At 72.4% G+C, this 17,363-nt stretch carries 16 protein-coding genes; 8 read left to right on the forward strand and 8 right to left on the reverse strand.

Going from position 1 to position 17,363, the window contains the following annotated elements; translation table 11 throughout:
* Positions 1-29 precede the first annotated feature (29 nt).
* A complete protein-coding gene (locus ACGWYJ_RS05750) occupies positions 30-698 on the forward strand; it encodes a response regulator (RefSeq protein ID WP_395104514.1) in 669 nt (222 codons plus the stop codon).
* Between the two features lie 2 nt (positions 699-700).
* Here ACGWYJ_RS05750 and ACGWYJ_RS05755 read toward each other — a convergent pair whose 3' ends face one another.
* Complete coding sequence (locus ACGWYJ_RS05755) at positions 701-1,072, reverse strand: MerR family DNA-binding transcriptional regulator (RefSeq protein ID WP_395104515.1); 372 nt, start codon at positions 1,070-1,072, stop codon at positions 701-703.
* A gap of 156 nt (positions 1,073-1,228) precedes the next feature.
* On the opposite strand from ACGWYJ_RS05755, the gene ahcY (ACGWYJ_RS05760) reads away from it, so the two are divergent.
* The 3 genes from ahcY (ACGWYJ_RS05760) (at position 1,229) to ACGWYJ_RS05770 (ending at position 4,636) form a co-directional block, all read left to right on the forward strand.
* On the forward strand, positions 1,229-2,659 hold the full coding sequence (ahcY, locus tag ACGWYJ_RS05760; protein WP_395104516.1) for an adenosylhomocysteinase: 1,431 nt from the start codon (positions 1,229-1,231) through the stop codon (positions 2,657-2,659).
* 125 nt (positions 2,660-2,784) lie between these two features.
* The gene (gene ahcY, locus ACGWYJ_RS05765; protein ID WP_395104517.1) at positions 2,785-4,041 is read left to right on the forward strand and encodes an adenosylhomocysteinase; all 1,257 of its coding nucleotides are present in this window, start codon (positions 2,785-2,787) and stop codon (positions 4,039-4,041) included.
* Between the two features lie 10 nt (positions 4,042-4,051).
* Positions 4,052-4,636: a hypothetical protein gene (locus tag ACGWYJ_RS05770; protein WP_395104518.1), complete on the forward strand. Its 585-nt coding sequence runs from the start codon at positions 4,052-4,054 to the stop codon at positions 4,634-4,636.
* Between the two features lies 1 nt (position 4,637).
* Here ACGWYJ_RS05770 and ACGWYJ_RS05775 read toward each other — a convergent pair whose 3' ends face one another.
* Positions 4,638-5,627: an RDD family protein gene (locus ACGWYJ_RS05775; RefSeq protein WP_395104519.1), complete on the reverse strand. Its 990-nt coding sequence runs from the start codon at positions 5,625-5,627 to the stop codon at positions 4,638-4,640.
* Between the two features lie 85 nt (positions 5,628-5,712).
* Between ACGWYJ_RS05775 and ACGWYJ_RS05780 the strand changes: the two genes are divergently transcribed.
* Positions 5,713-6,708 (forward strand): stage II sporulation protein M, encoded by a 996-nt coding sequence (locus tag ACGWYJ_RS05780; RefSeq protein WP_395104520.1) that lies wholly within the window; start codon positions 5,713-5,715, stop codon positions 6,706-6,708.
* Between the two features lie 31 nt (positions 6,709-6,739).
* On the opposite strand, the gene ACGWYJ_RS05785 is transcribed toward ACGWYJ_RS05780, so the two are convergent.
* The 6 genes from ACGWYJ_RS05785 to ACGWYJ_RS05810 form a co-directional block, all read right to left on the reverse strand.
* Positions 6,740-7,306 carry a Uma2 family endonuclease gene (locus ACGWYJ_RS05785; protein ID WP_395104521.1) on the reverse strand — a complete coding sequence of 189 codons (567 nt, stop codon included), beginning with the start codon at positions 7,304-7,306 and terminating at the stop codon, positions 6,740-6,742.
* A 102-nt stretch (positions 7,307-7,408) separates the two neighbouring features.
* The gene (locus tag ACGWYJ_RS05790) at positions 7,409-8,701 is read right to left on the reverse strand and encodes a DUF58 domain-containing protein (RefSeq protein ID WP_395104522.1); all 1,293 of its coding nucleotides are present in this window, start codon (positions 8,699-8,701) and stop codon (positions 7,409-7,411) included.
* Between the two features lie 24 nt (positions 8,702-8,725).
* The gene (locus tag ACGWYJ_RS05795; protein ID WP_395104523.1) at positions 8,726-9,730 is read right to left on the reverse strand and encodes an AAA family ATPase; all 1,005 of its coding nucleotides are present in this window, start codon (positions 9,728-9,730) and stop codon (positions 8,726-8,728) included.
* Positions 9,727-10,956, reverse strand: a complete 1,230-nt coding sequence (locus tag ACGWYJ_RS05800) for a DUF4350 domain-containing protein (RefSeq protein WP_395104524.1) — start codon at positions 10,954-10,956, stop codon at positions 9,727-9,729. Before ACGWYJ_RS05800 ends, ACGWYJ_RS05795 begins: the two co-directional genes overlap by 4 nt.
* Positions 10,950-11,645 carry a DUF4129 domain-containing protein gene (locus tag ACGWYJ_RS05805; protein ID WP_395104525.1) on the reverse strand — a complete coding sequence of 232 codons (696 nt, stop codon included), beginning with the start codon at positions 11,643-11,645 and terminating at the stop codon, positions 10,950-10,952. Before ACGWYJ_RS05805 ends, ACGWYJ_RS05800 begins: the two co-directional genes overlap by 7 nt.
* Positions 11,642-12,781, reverse strand: coding sequence for a hypothetical protein (locus ACGWYJ_RS05810; protein ID WP_395104526.1), 1,140 nt, complete (start codon positions 12,779-12,781; stop codon positions 11,642-11,644). The genes ACGWYJ_RS05805 and ACGWYJ_RS05810 overlap by 4 nt, the downstream gene beginning before the upstream one ends.
* A 344-nt stretch (positions 12,782-13,125) precedes the next feature.
* Here ACGWYJ_RS05810 and mtrA point away from each other — a divergent pair, with 344 nt between their 5' ends.
* The 3 genes from mtrA (at position 13,126) to ACGWYJ_RS05825 (ending at position 17,348) form a co-directional block, all read left to right on the forward strand.
* Positions 13,126-13,803, forward strand: coding sequence for an MtrAB system response regulator MtrA (gene mtrA / locus ACGWYJ_RS05815; protein ID WP_395104527.1), 678 nt, complete (start codon positions 13,126-13,128; stop codon positions 13,801-13,803).
* A gap of 96 nt (positions 13,804-13,899) precedes the next feature.
* Entirely contained in the window at positions 13,900-15,531 is a 1,632-nt protein-coding gene (gene mtrB, locus ACGWYJ_RS05820) for an MtrAB system histidine kinase MtrB (RefSeq protein WP_395104528.1), read from the forward strand.
* A complete protein-coding gene (locus ACGWYJ_RS05825) occupies positions 15,528-17,348 on the forward strand; it encodes an LpqB family beta-propeller domain-containing protein (RefSeq protein ID WP_395104529.1) in 1,821 nt (606 codons plus the stop codon). Before mtrB ends, ACGWYJ_RS05825 begins: the two co-directional genes overlap by 4 nt.
* Positions 17,349-17,363: the final 15 nt, after the last annotated feature.

The following is a 17,363-nucleotide window of genomic DNA, read 5'->3' on the forward strand; positions in this document are numbered from 1 at the left end:
CCGTCCCCCCGGATGGAGGGCCGGGCGGCGTGATCAGAGTGCTGATCGTCGACGACCAGACGATCGTGCGGGCCGGGTTCGCCGCGCTGCTGGACGCCCAGGAGGACATCACCGTCACCGGCGAGGCGGGCGACGGCCGGGAGGCGGTCCGGCTGGCCGAGGAGACCCGCCCCGACGTGGTCGTCATGGACATCCGGATGCCCGGCATGGACGGCATCGAGGCCACCCGCAGGATCCTGGCCAAGCCGTGGGCCACGGGCGTCCGCGTCCTGGTGCTGACCACCTTCGACGTGGACGAGTACGTCTACGAGGCCCTGGCCGTGGGCGCCAGCGGCTTCCTGCTCAAGGACGCCACGGCCGACGAGCTGGTCTCCGCCGTCCGCGTCGTGGCCCGCGGCGACTCCCTGCTGGCCCCCCAGGTCACGGGACGCCTGATCCGCGAGTTCACCCGCCAGCGCCGCAACCGCCCGCGGCCCCCCTCGGAACTGTCCACCCTGACCGCCCGCGAGACCGAGGTCCTCACCCTCATCGCGGGCGGCCTTTCCAACAGCGAGATAGCCCAGCGCCTGGTGGTGAGCGAACACACGGTCAAAACCCACGTGGCAAGGGTCTTCACCAAACTGGGCCTGCGCGACCGCGCCCAAGCCGTCATGCTCGCCTACGAAGCGGGCGTCGTCGTCCCCGGCGAGCAACGCTGAGGTCAGGTGGGGCGGCGGCGTTGGAGGAGGCGGAGGGCCTTCTCCTTTTCGAAGTCGAGGGCCCGGGTCGGGGGCGCGGAGAGGCGGCCGATGCGTTCGCCGAGTTCTCGTACGCGGGCCTGGACTTCGGGTTCGGCCAGGACGCGCAGGCCGAAGGCCAGCTCGGCGGGGCCGACGTCGTAGCGTTTCTCCAGGGCGAGGGCCAGGGCGACGGCGCGGAGCTCGGCGTCGCCGAAGCGGCGGTGGCCGTTGGCGGCGGGGGTCCGGGACGCGCCGGACGGCTCTCGGGTGGCGGGGAGCAGCCCCAGGCTCTCGCGGTAGCGGAGCATCCGGGGGGACGTTCCGAGGCGCCGGGCGGCCTCCGTGATACGCATGGAGTCGATTCTGACAAATTAGTGTGAGAAAGTCAGCTCCGCCCGTGCCTTCGGGCCGGGGCCGGGCCTAGACTCGCGGCAAGATCCGGCTCTCCCACCCCGATCGGCGGTGCGGCGGGCGCCGACCCGAGTGGACACACGAGGAGTTACGCAAGCATGGATTACAAGGTCGCCGACCTGTCGCTGGCCGACTTCGGGCGCCGGGAGATCCGGCTCGCCGAGCACGAGATGCCCGGCCTGATGGCCGTGCGCAAGGAGTTCGCGGAGTCGAAGCCGCTGCGCGGCGCCAAGATCATGGGCTCGCTGCACATGACGATCCAGACCGCCGTGCTCATCGAGACGCTGGTGGAGCTGGGCGCCGACGTGCGCTGGGTGTCGTGCAACATCTTCTCCACCCAGGACCACGCGGCCGCCGCGGTGGTGGTCGGCAAGGACGGCACCGTCGACGACCCGAAGGGCGTCCCGGTGTTCGCTTGGAAGGGCGAGACGCTGGAGGAGTACTGGTGGTGCACCGACCAGGCGCTCCAGTGGCCCGACGGGTCCGGCCCCAACATGATCCTGGACGACGGCGGCGACGCCACGCTGCTGGTGCACAAGGGCGCCGAGTACGAGAAGGCGGGCGCCGTCCCCACCGCGTCCGAGGACGACCCCGAGGAGTGGGGCATCATCCTCGACACGCTGCGCCGCACCATCGCCGAGAAGCCCGGCCGCTGGACCGAGACCGCCGCCGGGATCAAGGGCGTCACCGAGGAGACCACCACCGGGGTCCACCGGCTCTACGAGATGTCCAAGGCCGGCACGCTGCTGTTCCCGGCGATCAACGTCAACGACTCGGTGACCAAGTCCAAGTTCGACAACAAGTACGGCTGCCGGCACTCGGTGGTGGACGGCCTGAACCGGGCCACCGATGTGCTGATCGGCGGCAAGGTCGCGGTCGTGTGCGGCTACGGCGACGTCGGCAAGGGCTGCGCCGAGGCGCTGCGCGGCCAGGGCGCCCGGGTGATCGTCACCGAGATCGACCCGATCTGCGCGCTGCAGGCGGCGATGGACGGCTTCCAGGTCACCACCCTGGAGGAGGTGGTCGGCACCGCCGACATCTTCGTCACCGCCACCGGCAACTTCAACATCATCACCGCAGACCACATGGCCGCGATGAAGCACCAGGCGATCGTCGCCAACATCGGGCACTTCGACAACGAGATCGACATGGCCGGGCTGGCCCGGCTGCCCGGCATCGAGAAGATCGAGATCAAGCCGCAGGTGCACGAGTGGCGGTTCGCCGACGGGCACTCGATCATCGTGCTGGCCGAGGGCCGGCTGATGAACCTGGGCTGCGCCACCGGCCACCCCTCGTTCGTCATGTCGAACTCCTTCACCAACCAGGTCATCGCGCAGATCGAGCTGTTCACCAAGACCGACGAGTACCCGGTCGGCGTGTACGTCCTGCCCAAGCACCTGGACGAGAAGGTCGCCCGCCTCCACCTGGACGCGCTCGGCGTCAAGCTCACCACCCTCACCAAGGAGCAGGCCGCCTACATCGGCGTCCACGTCGAGGGCCCCTTCAAGCCGGACCACTACCGGTACTGAGCCGCCGAGAGGGCCCCGCGCGAGGTCGTCGTATCGGACGGCTGTCGGGCGGCTATCGGGGCGGCTGAGGTATAAGGGACTGCCGGACGGGTCGTGCCCGTCCGGCAGTTCTCATGAGGGAGCAGATGAGCGACATCGCGGACGTCTCGCTGGCGTACGAGGGCGTGAAACGGATCGGGTGGGCCGACCGGACGATGCCGGTGCTGCGGCAGATCCGGGAACGGTTCGCGGAGGACCGGCCGCTGGACGGGTACAGGATCGCGGCGTGCCTGCATGTGACCACCGAGACCGCGAACCTCATCCGTACCCTCCAGGCGGGCGGGGCGAGCGTCGCGCTGGCGGCGTCCAACCCGCTGTCCACGCAGGACGACGTGGCGGCGGCGCTGGTCCAGGAGTACGGCGCGGAGGTCTTCGCGCGGTCCGGCACCGACCGCGAGGGGTACTACCGGCACATCCGCCAGGCGCTGGAGACCGCGCCCGACCTCGTCCTGGACGACGGCTGCGACCTGGTCAACACGCTGCACACCGAGCGGCAGGACCTGCTGGACACGGTGAAGGCCGGGTGCGAGGAGACCACCACGGGCGTCATCCGGCTGCACCAGATGGTGCGCGAGGGGGCGCTGCGGTTCCCGGTGGTGGCGGTGAACGACACCGACACCAAGCACATGTTCGACAACCGGTACGGCACCGGGCAGTCCACGCTGGACGGCATCGTCCGCGCCACCAACACGCTGCTGGCCGGGAAGACCGTCGTGATCGCGGGCTTCGGCTACTGCGGCCGCGGGCTCGCCGAGCGGGCGCGGGGGCTGGGCGCGCGGGTGGTGGTGACCGAGATCGATCCGGTGAAGGCGCTGGACGCGGCGCTCCAGGGCTTCGCCGTCCAGCCGATGGCCGAGGCCGCCAAGCAGGGGGACGTGTTCATCACCGTGACCGGCAACCGGGACGTGATCGGCGCCGAGCATCTGCGGGTGATGAAGGACGGCGCGATCCTCGCCAACTCCGGCCACTTCGACGTCGAGATCGACGTGCGGGCGCTGGAGGACCTGGCGGTGGACGTGCACCGGGGCGTCCGCCCGCAGGCCGACGAGTACGTGCTGGAGGACGGCCGGACGCTGGTGCTGCTGGCCGAGGGGCGGCTGGTGAACCTGGCCGCGGCGGAGGGCCACCCGGCCGCCGTGATGGACATGTCGTTCGCCGACCAGGCCCTGACCTGCGCCTGGCTGGCGTCCGCGCACGCGTCGCTGGAACCGGCGGTGCACCAGGTGCCGAAGGAGATCGACACCGAGGTGGCGCGGCTCAAGCTGGCCTCGATGGAGATCGGCATCGACACCCTCACCGACGCCCAGGAGGACTACCTGCACTCCTGGCGGCTGGGCTCCTGAGGCGCCGCCCGTGCCGCGCGGAACGTACCGTCACCTGGAGCCGGACCTGGAGGAGCGCTTCCAGTGCGCACCGGGCGCCGGAGGCTGGCGCTACGTCGGTGAACGTTCGGACGGGCTGCGCGTGGACCTGGTCGTGGACGCCCGCTGGCGGCAGATGAGGGTGGAACTGGCCGGTCCCGACTGGTGGATCCGCGGCGGTGTGAGCGGGCACGACCTGATCTGGGTGCGCGGCGGCGGTCCGGAGGCCACGGAACGCAGTGTGCGCGCCCTGGGCTTCCTGGGGGAGTCGCCCGGGTTTCTCGTGGCGGTGTCGCGTTCGCTGCGGCTGGAACCGGGCGGGCACGCCGACATCCGGCTCGTCCAGGTCACGGGAACGGCGTTGTCCGCGCTGACCGTCGACCGGCGGTGGCGCCTGGCCGAGGTCACCACCTACGAGACCGAGACCGAACCGCTGCCGGTCGCCCGCTACGAGGTGGCCGATCTCGCCACAGGCGAGGCGCAGGTCTTCCACCTGGCAGGGGACGTGGTCCTGGACGCCCCCGGCATCGAGCTGGCGGACCTGGAGACCCCGCCCAGCCTGGCGTCCCTGCCCTGAATCAGTACGGCGGGCCGGGCGGCCGGTTCAGGACCTGCTGGTACGGGCCGGCGCCATAGTCGGGCGGCGGCAGGAACCGCGGCTGACCCGGCTGCGGAGCGCTGAACGGCGGAGGCGCGGGCGGCCCCTGCCGCGCCGGACCGGCCGGAGGCGCCCCCGCCATGGCCATCGCGGGCACGGGGGCGGGCGGCTGGACGGCGGGGGGCCAGGCGCGGCCCTGCTTGCGCCTGCGGCGTTCCTGGCGCTGCCAGAGGCGCCACTCCTCACGGCGGCGCCGTTCGGCCAGCACGGCGGAGATGACGATCTCCGGGCGCACCCCGGGCGGCGGGGGCGGGCTGACCACGGCGAGCACCTGCCTGGCGATCCGCTCGCCCAGCTCGTCCCGGATCTCGGGCCGCAGCTCCCAGAACCGGGACAGGTACTGCCGGGCCGTCATCGCCAGCTCGTCGGAGAGCATCGAGACCTCGAGCGTGCGCGCCCACCCGGCCAGCTGCGGCGGCATCACCGCGACCGGGCCGTGCAGCGCCGAGTGCGGCACCCGCTCCTGGATGACGACGGTGCCGGCGAACAGGTCGCCGAGACGCTTGCCGCGCCGGTTGAACAGCGAGGTGAGCAGCGCGGGCGCCCCGTACAGGACGAAGAACTCCACGAACCCGGCCAGCGCCCGCACCAGCGCCTGCCGGAACCGGATCGGGCCGCCGTCGTCGGCGACCACCCGCAGCCCGACGGCCATCTTGCCCAGCGTGCGGCCCCGCGACAGGGTCTCGAACGTGCACGGGTACCCGACGATCACCAGCGCGACCGCCAGGATGCTCAGCCCCACCGACCACGCCTCGTCGGCGATCAGCGCGGTCATCCCGGCCAGGTAGAGCAGCATGTTCAGGATGAACATCTGGAAGAACAGGTCCAGCAGAAGGGCGCACCCCCGGCTGGCGAGCCGCGCCACCCGGATGTCGAGCGCGACGGCCTCGCCGGTCACGAGCTGGGGCAAGGGGCCTCCTCCGGAGCGGGCGGTGCGTGTCCATTGTGCCCGTATCGCAGCCGCGCCGGTGAGTTTCAGGCGTTAGTCTCGCCGGGTGGACGTCGACGCCTACGTGGCCGCGCACAACGCCGAGTGGCGGCGCCTGGAATGGCTGATCAACTCCAGCCGCAAGCTGACCGGCCCGGAGATCGACGAGCTGGTCGAGCTCTACCAGCGCACCGCCACCCATCTGTCGGTGGTCCGGTCGAGCTCACCCGACCCGATGCTGGTCGGGCGGCTGTCGGGGCTGGTGGCGCGGGGACGGGCGGCGGTCGCGGGCGCGCAGGCCCCGCTGTGGCGGGACGTGTCGCGCTTCGCCACGACGTCGTTCCCGGCGATCGCGTACCGGACACGCTGGTGGTGGCTGGGCTGCGCGGTGCTCGGCAACCTGCTGGCGCTGGCGCTGGCGATCTGGGTGGCGCGCAGCCCCGAGGCGCAGGCGGCGGTCGGCACCCAGTACGAGATCCGCGAGCTGGTGGAACGGGACTTCGCCAACTACTACACCGAGCACTCGGCGGCCTCGTTCGCGTTCCAGGTGTGGATCAACAACGCGTGGGTGTCCGCGGTGGCGCTGATCTTCGGGATCCTGCTCGGCATCCCCACGATCTCCGTCCTGGTGGTCAACCAGCTCAATCTGGGCGTCGTCGCCGGGCTGATGTTCGCCCACGGCAAGGGCGACATCTTCTTCGGCCTGATCCTGCCGCACGGCCTGCTGGAGCTGACCGCGGTGTACCTGGCCTGCGGCGCCGGCCTCAGGCTCGGCTGGACGGTGATCGACCCGGGACGCCGCCGCCGCGCACAGGCCCTGGCCGAGGAGGGACGCGCCGCGGTCGGCATCGCCCTCGGCCTGATCGGGGCGCTGCTGGTCTCCGGTCTCATCGAGGGCTTCGTCACCGGCTGGGTCCACACCACCTGGCTCCGCATAGGCATCGGCGTGGTCGCGGAGGCGGCGTTCCTCGCCTACGTCATCGTCCTGGGCCGCCGAGCCCTCCGCCAAGGCGAGACCGGCGACACCGACCTCCGCCCAGACCTGGCCCCCACCTCAGGCTGAGCGGCTCAGGCGAGCGGGTCAGACGAGCGGGTCAGATCAGAGTGGTCAGATCGATCTCCAGCGGGAAAGGCCGGTCGGTCTTCAACGTGAGGGAGTGAGCGCCCGCCGGGGCATAGCTCTTGGTCGTGGGGTTCAGGATGTGCGTATAGACGATCAGCCCGGCGCCATCGCGTTCGATACGCCAGAAATGCGGTATATCAACTGAGGCGTATTCGGCGGGTTTGTCCAGTCGGTCCGTGTTCACGCTGCCCTGACTCATGACCTCCACGACGAGCATGGTGGACGACGGAAGCACCGGAACCTCGTCCGGGTCGCCCCTGAAGACGATGACGTCGGGGCGGCGGTTGGTCAGCGGGACCTCGGAGATGCGCAGATCGACGTCGGTCGTCACCTGCCACGGCTCTGGCGGCATCTTCTCCAGGGCGCCGGCCATCCGCCAGGCGATGCGGTTGTGCCTTGGAGTCGCGGAGGGGGACACGACGATATTCCCGTCGACGATTTCGATGTTCCGGCAATGTTCTGCCGGCATCCGATCGTATTCCTCCGCCGTGAGTCCTTGTTCGGGAAGCGACAACATCCATTCCGGCAATGCGCCCATTTCTGTCCACTTCCTCGGAAGATGCCCGTCATAAGGGCCGGGTCTGCATGCTTCCTCGCCCTTAGAGGGTACTAGGAGAATCACCGGTGACCGCGCGAAGGGTTACAGCCGTCCTGCTGCTTTGAGGGCCAGGTAGGCGTCGGCCAGGGCGGGGGCCAGGTCTTCTGGTGGGGCGTCGACGACCTCTACGCCGTGGGTGCGGAGTTCGGCGGTGAGGCGGCGGCGTTCGGCGCGGGCGCGTTCCGCGGCGGCCGCGTCGTACACCGAGGCCAGGTCGCCGCGGGCGCCGGCCATCTCGCCGACCCGGGGGTCGCCCACGGCGGCGAGCATGACCAGGTGGCGGGACGTGAGCTGGGGCAGCAGCGGCAGCAGGCCCTCCTCCAGCGCGGCGCCGTTCAGCTCGGTGAGCAGCACGACCAGGCAGCGCTGCCGGACCCGGGACAGCAGGGTGGACACCATCCCGGCGGCGTCGCACTCGATCAGCTCGGGTTCGAGCGGGGCCATCGCCTGCACCATCGCCGGGAGCACCTCGGTGCGGGACGCGCCTTCCACGCGGGCGCGCACGCGGCGGTCGTAGGCGAGCATGTCGACGCGGTCGCCCGCGCGGGACGCCAGCGCGCCCAGGAGCAGCGCCGCGTCCATCGAGCAGTCCAGCCGGGGGATGTCGCCGACGCGGCCCGCGGACGTGCGGCCGGTGTCGAGCACCAGGTACAGGCGGCGGTCGCGTTCCGGGCGCCACGTGCGCACCATCACGTCGGCGCGCCGCGCGGTGGCGCGCCAGTCGATGGAGCGGACGTCGTCGCCGTCCACGTACTCGCGCAAGGAGTCGAACTCGGTGCCCTGCCCGCGGATGAGCGCCACGTGCTGGCCGGTGAGCTGCCGCAGTTTGGACAGCTTGGCGGGCAGGTGGCGGCGGGACGGGAACGCGGGCAGCACCCGTACCGTCCAGGGCGCGGGACGCGACAGCTGCCGGGCGGCCAGCCCGAGCGGCCCCTGGGAGCGGACGGTGACGGTGACCGCGTGCCGGTCGCCGCGCCGGGTGGGGCGCAGGACGATCTCGACGCGGCGGCGCTCGCCCGCGGGCACGTCCACACGTACGGTACGGGGCGCCGCGCCGGCGCTGGGAGGCCAGGCGTCGCGGACGACGGCCTTGAGCCTGCGCCGCCCCATGTTCTCGACGATCAGCGCGACGCGGGCGGTCTCGCCGAGCCGGACGTTGGTGTCGCCCTCGCGGTGGAAGCGCAGCGCCCGCACGTTCCCGGCCACGGCGAGGTCGGTGACCACGCCCAGCAGGAGCGCGGCCCAGACGCCCAGCAGCGCCCACCAGCTCTGCACGACGATCGGCACGAGGGCGCCGAGCAGGGCGAGCAGGGCGAGCCGTCCGGTCAGCGCCATCAGACCATCACCTCGTTCCGGGGATCAGCGCGGCGCGGGGACGTGGGCGAGGATGCCTTCCAGCACGCCGTCCGCGGTGGCGCCCTCCAGCTCCGCCTCGGGACGCAGCTGGACGCGGTGCCGCAGGGTGGGCCGGGCCAGCGCCTTGACGTCGTCGGGGGTGACGTAGTCGCGTCCCGACATCCAGGCCCACGCGCGGGACGTGGCCAGCAGCGCGGTGGCGCCACGCGGCGACACCCCCAGGGTGAGGGACGGCGACTGCCGGGTGGCGCGGCACAGGTCCACCACGTACGCGGCGACCTTCGGGTCCAGGTGGACGGTGCGGACGGCGGCCCGCCCGGCGGCCAGCTCGTCGGCGCCCGCCACCGCCTGGACGGCGGACAGGTCGCGGGGGTCGAAGCCGGTGGCGTGCCGCTGAAGCATCGAGATCTCCTCGTCCCGGGTGGGGACGGGCACGTTCAGCTTCAGCAGGAACCGGTCGAGCTGCGCCTCCGGCAGCGGATAGGTGCCCTCGTACTCGATGGGGTTCTGGGTGGCGCAGACCACGAACGGGTCGGGCAGCGCGCGCGGCGAGCCCTCCACCGACACCTGCCGCTCCTCCATGGCCTCCAGCAGCGACGCCTGGGTCTTCGGGGGCGTCCGGTTGATCTCGTCGGCCAGCATCAGGTTGGTGAACACCGGTCCCTCGCGGAACTCGAACTCCGCGGTCCGGTTGTCGTAGATCAGCGAGCCCGTGACGTCGCCCGGCATGAGGTCGGGGGTGAACTGGACCCGCTTGAAGTCCAGGTCGAGGGCGCGCGCCAGGGTGCGGATCATCAGGGTCTTGGCGGTGCCGGGGACGCCTTCCAGCAGCACGTGACCGCGGCACAGCAGCGCGATGACCAGGCCGGTGACCACCGAGTCCTGGCCGACGACCGCCTTGGCGACCTCTCCCCGCAGGGCTCTCAGGGCGGCCCTGGCGGTGTCGGCCGCCTCGGCCGGCGCGTCATCGGCCGCGGCCTGCTTGTCGAGTCCGACTGGATGGTTCACGAGGTGCGTACCTGCCTTTCCAGGTCGTCGAGAAGGTCGCTGAGGCCCACCAGCCGGCCGTCGTCCGTGGGCTCAGGACCGTACAGGGCCACTCCGACCATCGCCTCGTCGTAGGTCGTGCGCTGGGCGACGGCGGTGACGATCTCCCGTGCGGAGGCGGGGTCGTCGGCGGCGCTGCGGGGCAGCCCGAGGAGGGGGACGAGCCGTTCCCTGGTCCCGGCGCGCAGCGCCTCGGCGGCGCTGCCGCGGGCCCGGTGCGCCCGGTACAGCCGCGCCCGTCCCTCGACGGTCTCGGCGGACCGGACGACCACCGGCAGCGCCTCGGCCACCACGGGCCCGAGCCGCCGCGCCCGCCACAGCGCGAGCAGCACGACGCCGATCACCAGTTGCAGGAAGAACAGCTTGACGCCCAGCGGCAGCAGGCCGGTGAGGGTCTTCTCCTCGCTGCCGCTGCCCGGCTCGGGCAGGTCGGGGATCAGCCAGACCACGGAGGAGCGCGCCCCGGCCAGGTTCATGCCCAGCGCGGCGTCGCCCTCCTCGTCCAGCCGTTCGTTGGTGAATGGTGTGCCGGAGCCGAGCACCGTGATCGTCCGGTCGCCCGCGCGGACCTGGACGAGCCGGTACACCCGCGAGTCCGTCTCCGCCCGGTCGCGGTAGCAGGCCGTGCCTCCGGCGGGGGCGGTGTAGGTGTCGGAGTCGCCGAAGTGGACCCGTCCGGCGAGCGTGGCCGCTTCCAGCGGGCATCCGGGCTCGGCGGTCTCCTCGTAGGTGTCGCCGGCCTTCTCCACGCCCGGCGCCAGCCCTTCGAGCACGTCCCGCGTGGGCTTGACCAGCAGCAGGTCGGCCTGGACGCCCTGGAGCCGCGCGATGTCGGAGCGGGTCAGCCGTTCCGAACGGGTGATGATCAGGACCGTCCCGGCGGTGGCGGAGGCGGCGGCGTCCCCGGCGTCCCTGGACACCCGCACGGGCGTCCCGTGCCCCCTCAGGATCTCGGCGAGCGCCCTGGTGCCGCGCCTGGTGGGGGACTCGGGGTCCCCGGCTTGGGCGGAGCCGGACGGGCGCAGCGCGGCCAATCCGAGCGCGAGCACGATCACCGCGAGCGCGGCGGCCAGGATGCTCCGCGACGCCTTCCAGCGGCGCCCCGCGATCTGCCCTGCCGACGGGACGTCCCCGCCGTCCGCGCCCTGCGTGGCGGGGGCCGGGGCCTGCTCGGTGCCGGTCACCATCGGAGGCCCCCTTCACCGGCGGCGCCCGCCATCGCCTTGTCCTCCTCGCCGTCTTCGGCGCCGTCGCCGAGGGGGCGGGGACGGGCCGCGCGGACCTTGTCGTCCAGGTCCCTCACACGGGCGTAGGCGTCCGCGCTGCCGGGCCGGTCGCCGTACCAGACGTCGTCGAAGATCCGCACGCCCTCGCGCAGGTCGCCGGCCAGCGCGGGCAGCGCCTCGCCCGCCTCGGCGGCCAGCTCGTCCGCGGTGCGGCCGGGCCGCGGGGCGAGCACCGCGCGCTCCTCCAGGTCGCGGGCCAGGGCGCGCAGGCGTTCCCGGATCGCGTTGGGCCAGTCGCCGGCGGCGGCGAACTCCTCGGCGGCCGCGCGGTGGTCCTTGGCGGTGGTCGGCTCCTCGTCGAGCAGCGCCTCCTGCCGCGAACGGGTGTTGAGCCGTCCCCGCATGAGCCAGGCGATCAGCGCGATCGCGACGGCCACCAGCAGCAGGATGATCAGCAGCGAGAGCCAGCCGCCGCCCGCGCCCTGCCCGTCGGGGACCAGGCGCCGGCCGAACAGCTCGTTCAGCCAGTCGACCACGCGTTCCAGCAGGCGTTCCAGCCAGGACGGCTCGTCCCGGTGGTAGATCGGCTTCTCCAGTTCGCGCCGGGCCAGCTCCCGGGCCTCGTCGCGGCCGATCGGATCGAGTCTCATGGCGTCCCCCTCGTCGCCCCGGGCTGAAGGGAGGGTCTGACGCGCCAGTGCGCGACGAAGTCGTCGCCGGGCTCCCTGCCGTCCTGCTCGCCGTCCTGCTCGCCGTCCTCGGCGGCGGCCTGCCCGTTGCCGGCGGCACGGGGCGCGGCGGCGCTCTCGTGGACGCGGGCCCGCAGTTCGAGGTCGAAGCCCTCGCGGCGCATCCTGCGGTCGATGTAGAGCAGGGCGATCACGCCCGCGTCGAACGGCAGCACCACCGTCCAGCTGACGATGCGTCCCACGGTGTCGACGGTGAGGGCCAGGATGGTCGTGGACTGGTCCCCTCCGCTCCCGAAGAACAGTAGCTGGATCAGCAGGAACGGGATGCGCAGGGCGAAGAAGCCCATGAACACGGTGACGAGGATGGCCAGCAGCAGCGTCCCGCACGTCCGCCACCAGCGGCCCTTGGACAGCGTCCAGGCCCGCTCCAGCGCCCCGCCGGCCGTCTCCCGTTCCAGGACCAGCGCGGGCGCGGCCAGCACGAGCAGCACGTACAGCCAGATCATGAGGACCGCGCCGACGGGGAAGCCGATGACCGCGGCGAGCAGGATCGCCACCGGATCCGCCTCCACCGCCAGGAACAGCGCGAACGGCACCACCGGCACGATCATGGCGGCCAGCGGCAGCAGCGTGACGATCAGCGCGATCCCGATCAGCCGCCACAGCCGCGGCCGGGTGTCGCGCCAGGTCGAGCGGAGCGTCGCGCGCGACCCCATCAGCGCCCGGCCCAGCACCGGGCCGAGCATCCCGGCCAGCACCACGATCCCGAACGCCGACAGCACCAGGCCGAACGCCCCCAGCGCGAACTGGGTGCCGACGGACCGCACGATCCAGTCCGGGCTGACCTCGGCGCGGGCCGTGCGTCCCACGAAGTAGTAGGCCGCGATGGATCCGGCGACCTGGATCACCGCGGTGATCGCCAGCGACGGGCCCAGCACGGCGCGCGGGAACAGCCGGACGCAGGCGATCGCCCCGTCCAGCATCTCCGAGATCGACAACGGCCGGAACGGGATCTCGCCCGCGACCGTCGCGTCCATGTCCAGCGGGGGCGCCCTGTCCGGGACGGCGCGTTCGCCCCTGCCGTCCGGTATCGGCATTTCCGGCTCCCTGGGGATGACTCGTCCGGCCATCCTGTCACGGGCGGGCGACCACGATTGCCTGTCCGGGCGTGCCGGGGGACGATGGGCCCCGTGGGAGCCCGGTGGAAGTCGGTCCACCGGCCGCGGCAGGCCCCCGGCTCCACGCCGCCGGTCGCCGCCCTCCGGCGCCTGCCCTGGGCCCCTCGGGACGGGCCGTGCCGCGGTGGCGGGCGGGGACGCAGGTCGTTCCGCTTGCGAGGAGGGGTCATGTACGAGACAAACGCGGGTAACCTGGCACGCCAAGGTGTGCCTTCTGCTTCCCCTGCACGCCGCCGACTCCCGACTTTGTGACGATGAGGGCCATGAGAGGACGTGTACTGGTCGTCGACGACGACCTCGCTCTCGCCGAGATGCTGGGCATCGTGCTGAGGGGCGAGGGGTTCGAGCCGTCGTTCGTCCACGACGGTGACAAGGCGCTGGAGGCGTTCCGGGAGACCCGGCCCGACCTCGTGCTGCTGGACCTGATGCTCCCCGGCGCCGACGGCATCGACGTGTGCCGGCAGATCCGCGCCGAGTCCGGCGTTCCGATCGTCATGCTGACCGCCAAGAGCGACACCGTGGACGTGGTGCTGGGCCTGGAATCGGGCGCCGACGACTACATCATCAAGCCGTTCAAGCCGAAGGAACTGGTGGCGCGGGTGCGGGCGCGGCTGCGCCGTACCGACGAGCCGGCGCCCGAGACGCTCCAGATCGGCGACATCACCATCGACGTGGCCGGGCACTCGGTCAAGCGCGGCGACCGGCACATCCCGCTGACGCCGCTGGAGTTCGACCTGCTGGTGGCCCTGGCCCGCAAGCCGCGCCAGGTGTTCACCCGCGAGGTGCTGCTCGAACAGGTATGGGGCTACCGGCACGCCGCCGACACCCGGCTGGTGAACGTCCACGTCCAGCGGCTCCGCGCCAAGATCGAGAGGGATCCGGAGCGGCCGGAGATCGTGGTGACCGTGCGCGGCGTCGGATACAAGGCCGGTCCGGCCTGAACGAGCCCGTCCGGGCCCGCCGCCGCGGCGCGCGGGCACACGACGAGCCAGCCGCGATGAACAGGCCGCCATGGGCAGCGCGATGAACAGGGCGCGATGAACAGGGTCAAGCGGGTCGCCCGCCGCGGGCTCGGCACGGGACGCCGGGTGCTGCGCGGCGTGGTCCGCCGCGCCTACGCGCGGTGGCGCCGCTCCATCCAGCTCCGGGTGGTCACCTCGACCCTGTTCATCTCCGCGATCGTCGTCGCGATCCTGGGGCTGTTCCTGATGCAGCAGATCACCACCGCCCTGATGGACGGGAAGATCAAGGCCGCGCAGCTCCAGCTGAACGAGGGCCTGGGCGCCGTCGAGCGCGACCTGGGCAGCCCTCCGTCCAGCGCGGACGCGGACCGGCGGCTGGAGAGAGTCCTGAACGGGCTGAAGTCCCGCAGCGGCCCCTCCGGCCTGTACGAGGTCTACATCCGGGACGTGCGGGAGCCGTACTTCGACGGGTTCGCCACCAACGAGCTGCGGCAGGAGAGCGTCCCGCAGCGCCTCAGGGACGAGGTGGCCAAGGGGCCGCCGGGCACCCGCAACCACACCTTCGGGCGGCTGTCCTATATCGGCCGTCCCTCCGAGCCCGGCCTGATCGTCGGTGGCAAGGCGGGCCAGTACGAGCTGTACTACCTGTTCCCGCTGTCGGAGGAGCAGAGCACGCTGACGATCACGGGCCGTTCGCTGGCCGCCGTCGGCGCGGTGCTGGTGCTGCTGCTCGCGGCGATCGCGTCCCTGGTGACCCGGCAGGTGGTGATCCCGGTGCGGCTGGCGGCGCAGGGCGCGCAACGGCTGGCGGCGGGGCGGCTGGAGGAGCGGATGCGGGTCCGCGGCGAGGACGATCTGGCCCGGCTGGCCCGTTCGTTCAACGAGATGGCCGCCAACCTCCAGGACAAGATCGTCGAGCTGGAGGACCTGTCGCAGGTGCAGCGGCAGTTCGTCTCGGACGTCTCGCACGAGCTGCGCACCCCGCTGACCACCATCAGGATCGCGGCGGACATGCTCTACGAGTACCGCGACACCTTCTCCGACCCGGCGGTGGGGCGTTCCGCGGAGCTGCTACAAAGCCAGCTGGAGCGGTTCGAGTCGCTGCTGGCCGACCTGCTGGAGATCAGCCGGCACGACGCGGGCGCCGCCACCCTGGACGCCGAGTCCCTGGACATGCGCGACCTGGTGCTGCGCGCCGTCGGCGACATCCAGGGACTCGCCGAGCGCAAGGGCAGCAAGGTGGTGTTCCAGTTGCCCGGCGAGCCGTGCATGGCCGAGGTCGACCGGCGCCGTGTCGAGCGGATCCTGCGCAACCTCCTGGTCAACGCCGTCGAGCACGGGGAGGGCGAGGACATCGTCGTGTCCGTGGGCGCCGACCGCGACGCCGTCGCCGTGACGGTCCGCGACCACGGCGTGGGCCTCAAGCCGGGGGAGAGCCAGATGGTCTTCGACCGGTTCTGGCGCGCCGACCCGGCCCGCGCCCGTACCACCGGCGGCACCGGGCTCGGCCTGTCGATCTCCCGCGAGGACGCCCAGCTCCACGGCGGCTGGCTCCAGGCATGGGGCGAACCGGGGCAGGGCTCGCAGTTCCGCCTCTCCCTCCCGCGGGTGGCCGGTGCCGAACTCCGCGGCTCGCCGCTGCCGCTGGTGCCCCCGGGCGGCGACAGCCCTCCGCCCCTCTTCGCGGAACTGGAGGCGGGCGAATGATCATCCCCGGACCGCCGCCGCTCCCGCCCCGCCCGGGGGACGGGCGATCGTGGGCGCGCCGCTGGGCCTTCGTGTTCTTCCTGGTCGCGGCGGCCGGGCTGCTCGCGGGCTGCGTCAGCGTGCCGAGCGGCGGGCGGGTCGTCTCGGGACGGCCCGCCGAGGGGTCCGAGCAGGTCGATGACCCCTATGTCCGGCTGATTCCGGTACATCCGCGTCCCGACTGGGGGCCGGCGCAGATCGTCTCGGGGTTCCTGGCCGCGTCCGCCAGCTTCGACGACGATCACGCGGTGGCGCGCGAATACCTGGCGGGACGCACGCTGTGGCGGCTCACCCCGCGGCCCGCCGTCACCGTCCTCCAGGACCGGCCCGACCTGGAGATCGTCAAGGAGACCGCGAACGCCGCCACGGTGCTGGTCACCGGCCGGCAGCTCGGCACGATCGACCCCAGCGGCCAGTACACCGCCGACCCCAAGCCCATCGACGTGCCGTTCCAGGTCGGCAAGGTCGCGGGCGGGGTGTGGCGGCTCACCGGCCTGCCCGCCGAGGCGCAGACCGGGCTGCTGCTCACCAAGAACGACGTGGACCGCGCGTTCCGTCCGGTGAACCTGTTCTTCTACGCGCCCGACCGCCGCACCCTCGTCCCCAACGGGATCTTCCTGCCGCTGGGGAATCGCCAGGAGCTGCCGACCCATCTGGTCCGGGCGCTGCTCGGCGGGCCGACGCCATGGCTGGAACCCGCCGTGAACAGCGCGTTCCCCGCCGGGACCCGGCTGCGCGGGCGGGGCGTCACGGTCAGCAAGAACGTCGCCACCGTCGACCTGAGCCGGGAGGCCCTGTCCGGCAGCGTCGAACGGATGTCCGCGCAGCTCAGCTGGACGCTGCGGCAGCTGTCGGAGATCAAGCAGTGGCGGCTGCAGATCGAGGGCGAGACGATCGCGCCGTCCGACGTGCCGAGCACGCAGCCCGTCCGGTCGTGGCAGGAGAACGCCCCCGACGGCGTCGTCGCCGACCAGACCGCCTACGTGGTGGGCCTCACCGGTCATTTGAACGTGCTCCAGCAGGGCGGCCAGCCGCAGCCCGTCACCACCGGCGGAGGCCGATTGTCCCGCCCCGCCGTCGCGCCCGACTTCGTGGAGGTCGCCGGGCTCAGCCCCAAGCACGACCGCTTGCTCGCCGTCCACCTGGTGGCGGGCGCCAGGGTCCGTACCGTGCTGAACGGCTCCCAGAAGGGCTCGCGCTTCACCCCGCCGTCCTGGGACCGCGAGGGCAGGCTCTGGACGGTGGAGTACACCGACGACCAGTCCTGGCTGTGGGTCCGCGAGTCACGCGGAAGCGCCCCCGTGCGCGTCGCGCACTGGGGGCTCGGCGGGCGCAAGGTGCTGGCCTTCAAGATCGCCCGGGACGGCGTGCGCGTCGCCGCGATCGTCGACGTGGAGGGCAGCGCGCAGGTGCAGATCGGCCGCATCGTCCACGGCGGGGGCACGGACGTCGGCTCGTTCCTGCCGGTCAGCTCCGAACTGGGCGGCGCCATCGACCTGGCCTGGAGCGACTTCGGGACGCTGGCCGTCCTCGGGCAGAAGACCACCGACTCGCAGGTGCTCGCGTACCTGGTCCCGGTCAGCGGCAGCGCCGTCCGCTCCCTGGGCGGCGGCTCCCTGGGAACCCCTCAGTCGATCGCCGCGGCCCCCAACGAACCCGTCCTGATCGGCACCCGCTCCAACGGGAGCAACAGCGTCTGCCGCCAGAGCAGCCCTCGCGAGCAGTTCAGCGAATGGCTCTGCAACATCCCGGGCGCCGACCCCACGTACCCGCGCTGACCAGCCCTCCCGCGA

The sequence above is a fragment of the Actinomadura sp. SCN-SB genome, from assembly GCF_043906805.1.
Taxonomy (GTDB): Bacteria; Actinomycetota; Actinomycetes; order Streptosporangiales; family Streptosporangiaceae; genus Spirillospora.

Coding starts and splice junctions, on each gene's coding strand:
- ACGWYJ_RS05755 (WP_395104515.1), bottom strand. CDS start 1,072: ATGCGTATCACGGAGGCCGCCCGGCGCCTCGGAACGTCCCCCCGGATG.
- ahcY (WP_395104516.1), top strand. CDS start 1,229: ATGGATTACAAGGTCGCCGACCTGTCGCTGGCCGACTTCGGGCGCCGG.
- ahcY (WP_395104517.1), top strand. CDS start 2,785: ATGAGCGACATCGCGGACGTCTCGCTGGCGTACGAGGGCGTGAAACGG.
- ACGWYJ_RS05785 (WP_395104521.1), bottom strand. CDS start 7,306: ATGGGCGCATTGCCGGAATGGATGTTGTCGCTTCCCGAACAAGGACTC.
- ACGWYJ_RS05790 (WP_395104522.1), bottom strand. CDS start 8,701: ATGGCGCTGACCGGACGGCTCGCCCTGCTCGCCCTGCTCGGCGCCCTC.
- ACGWYJ_RS05800 (WP_395104524.1), bottom strand. CDS start 10,956: ATGGTGACCGGCACCGAGCAGGCCCCGGCCCCCGCCACGCAGGGCGCG.
- ACGWYJ_RS05805 (WP_395104525.1), bottom strand. CDS start 11,645: ATGAGACTCGATCCGATCGGCCGCGACGAGGCCCGGGAGCTGGCCCGG.
- ACGWYJ_RS05810 (WP_395104526.1), bottom strand. CDS start 12,781: ATGCCGATACCGGACGGCAGGGGCGAACGCGCCGTCCCGGACAGGGCG.
- mtrA (WP_395104527.1), top strand. CDS start 13,126: ATGAGAGGACGTGTACTGGTCGTCGACGACGACCTCGCTCTCGCCGAG.
- mtrB (WP_395104528.1), top strand. CDS start 13,900: ATGAACAGGGTCAAGCGGGTCGCCCGCCGCGGGCTCGGCACGGGACGC.
- ACGWYJ_RS05825 (WP_395104529.1), top strand. CDS start 15,528: ATGATCATCCCCGGACCGCCGCCGCTCCCGCCCCGCCCGGGGGACGGG.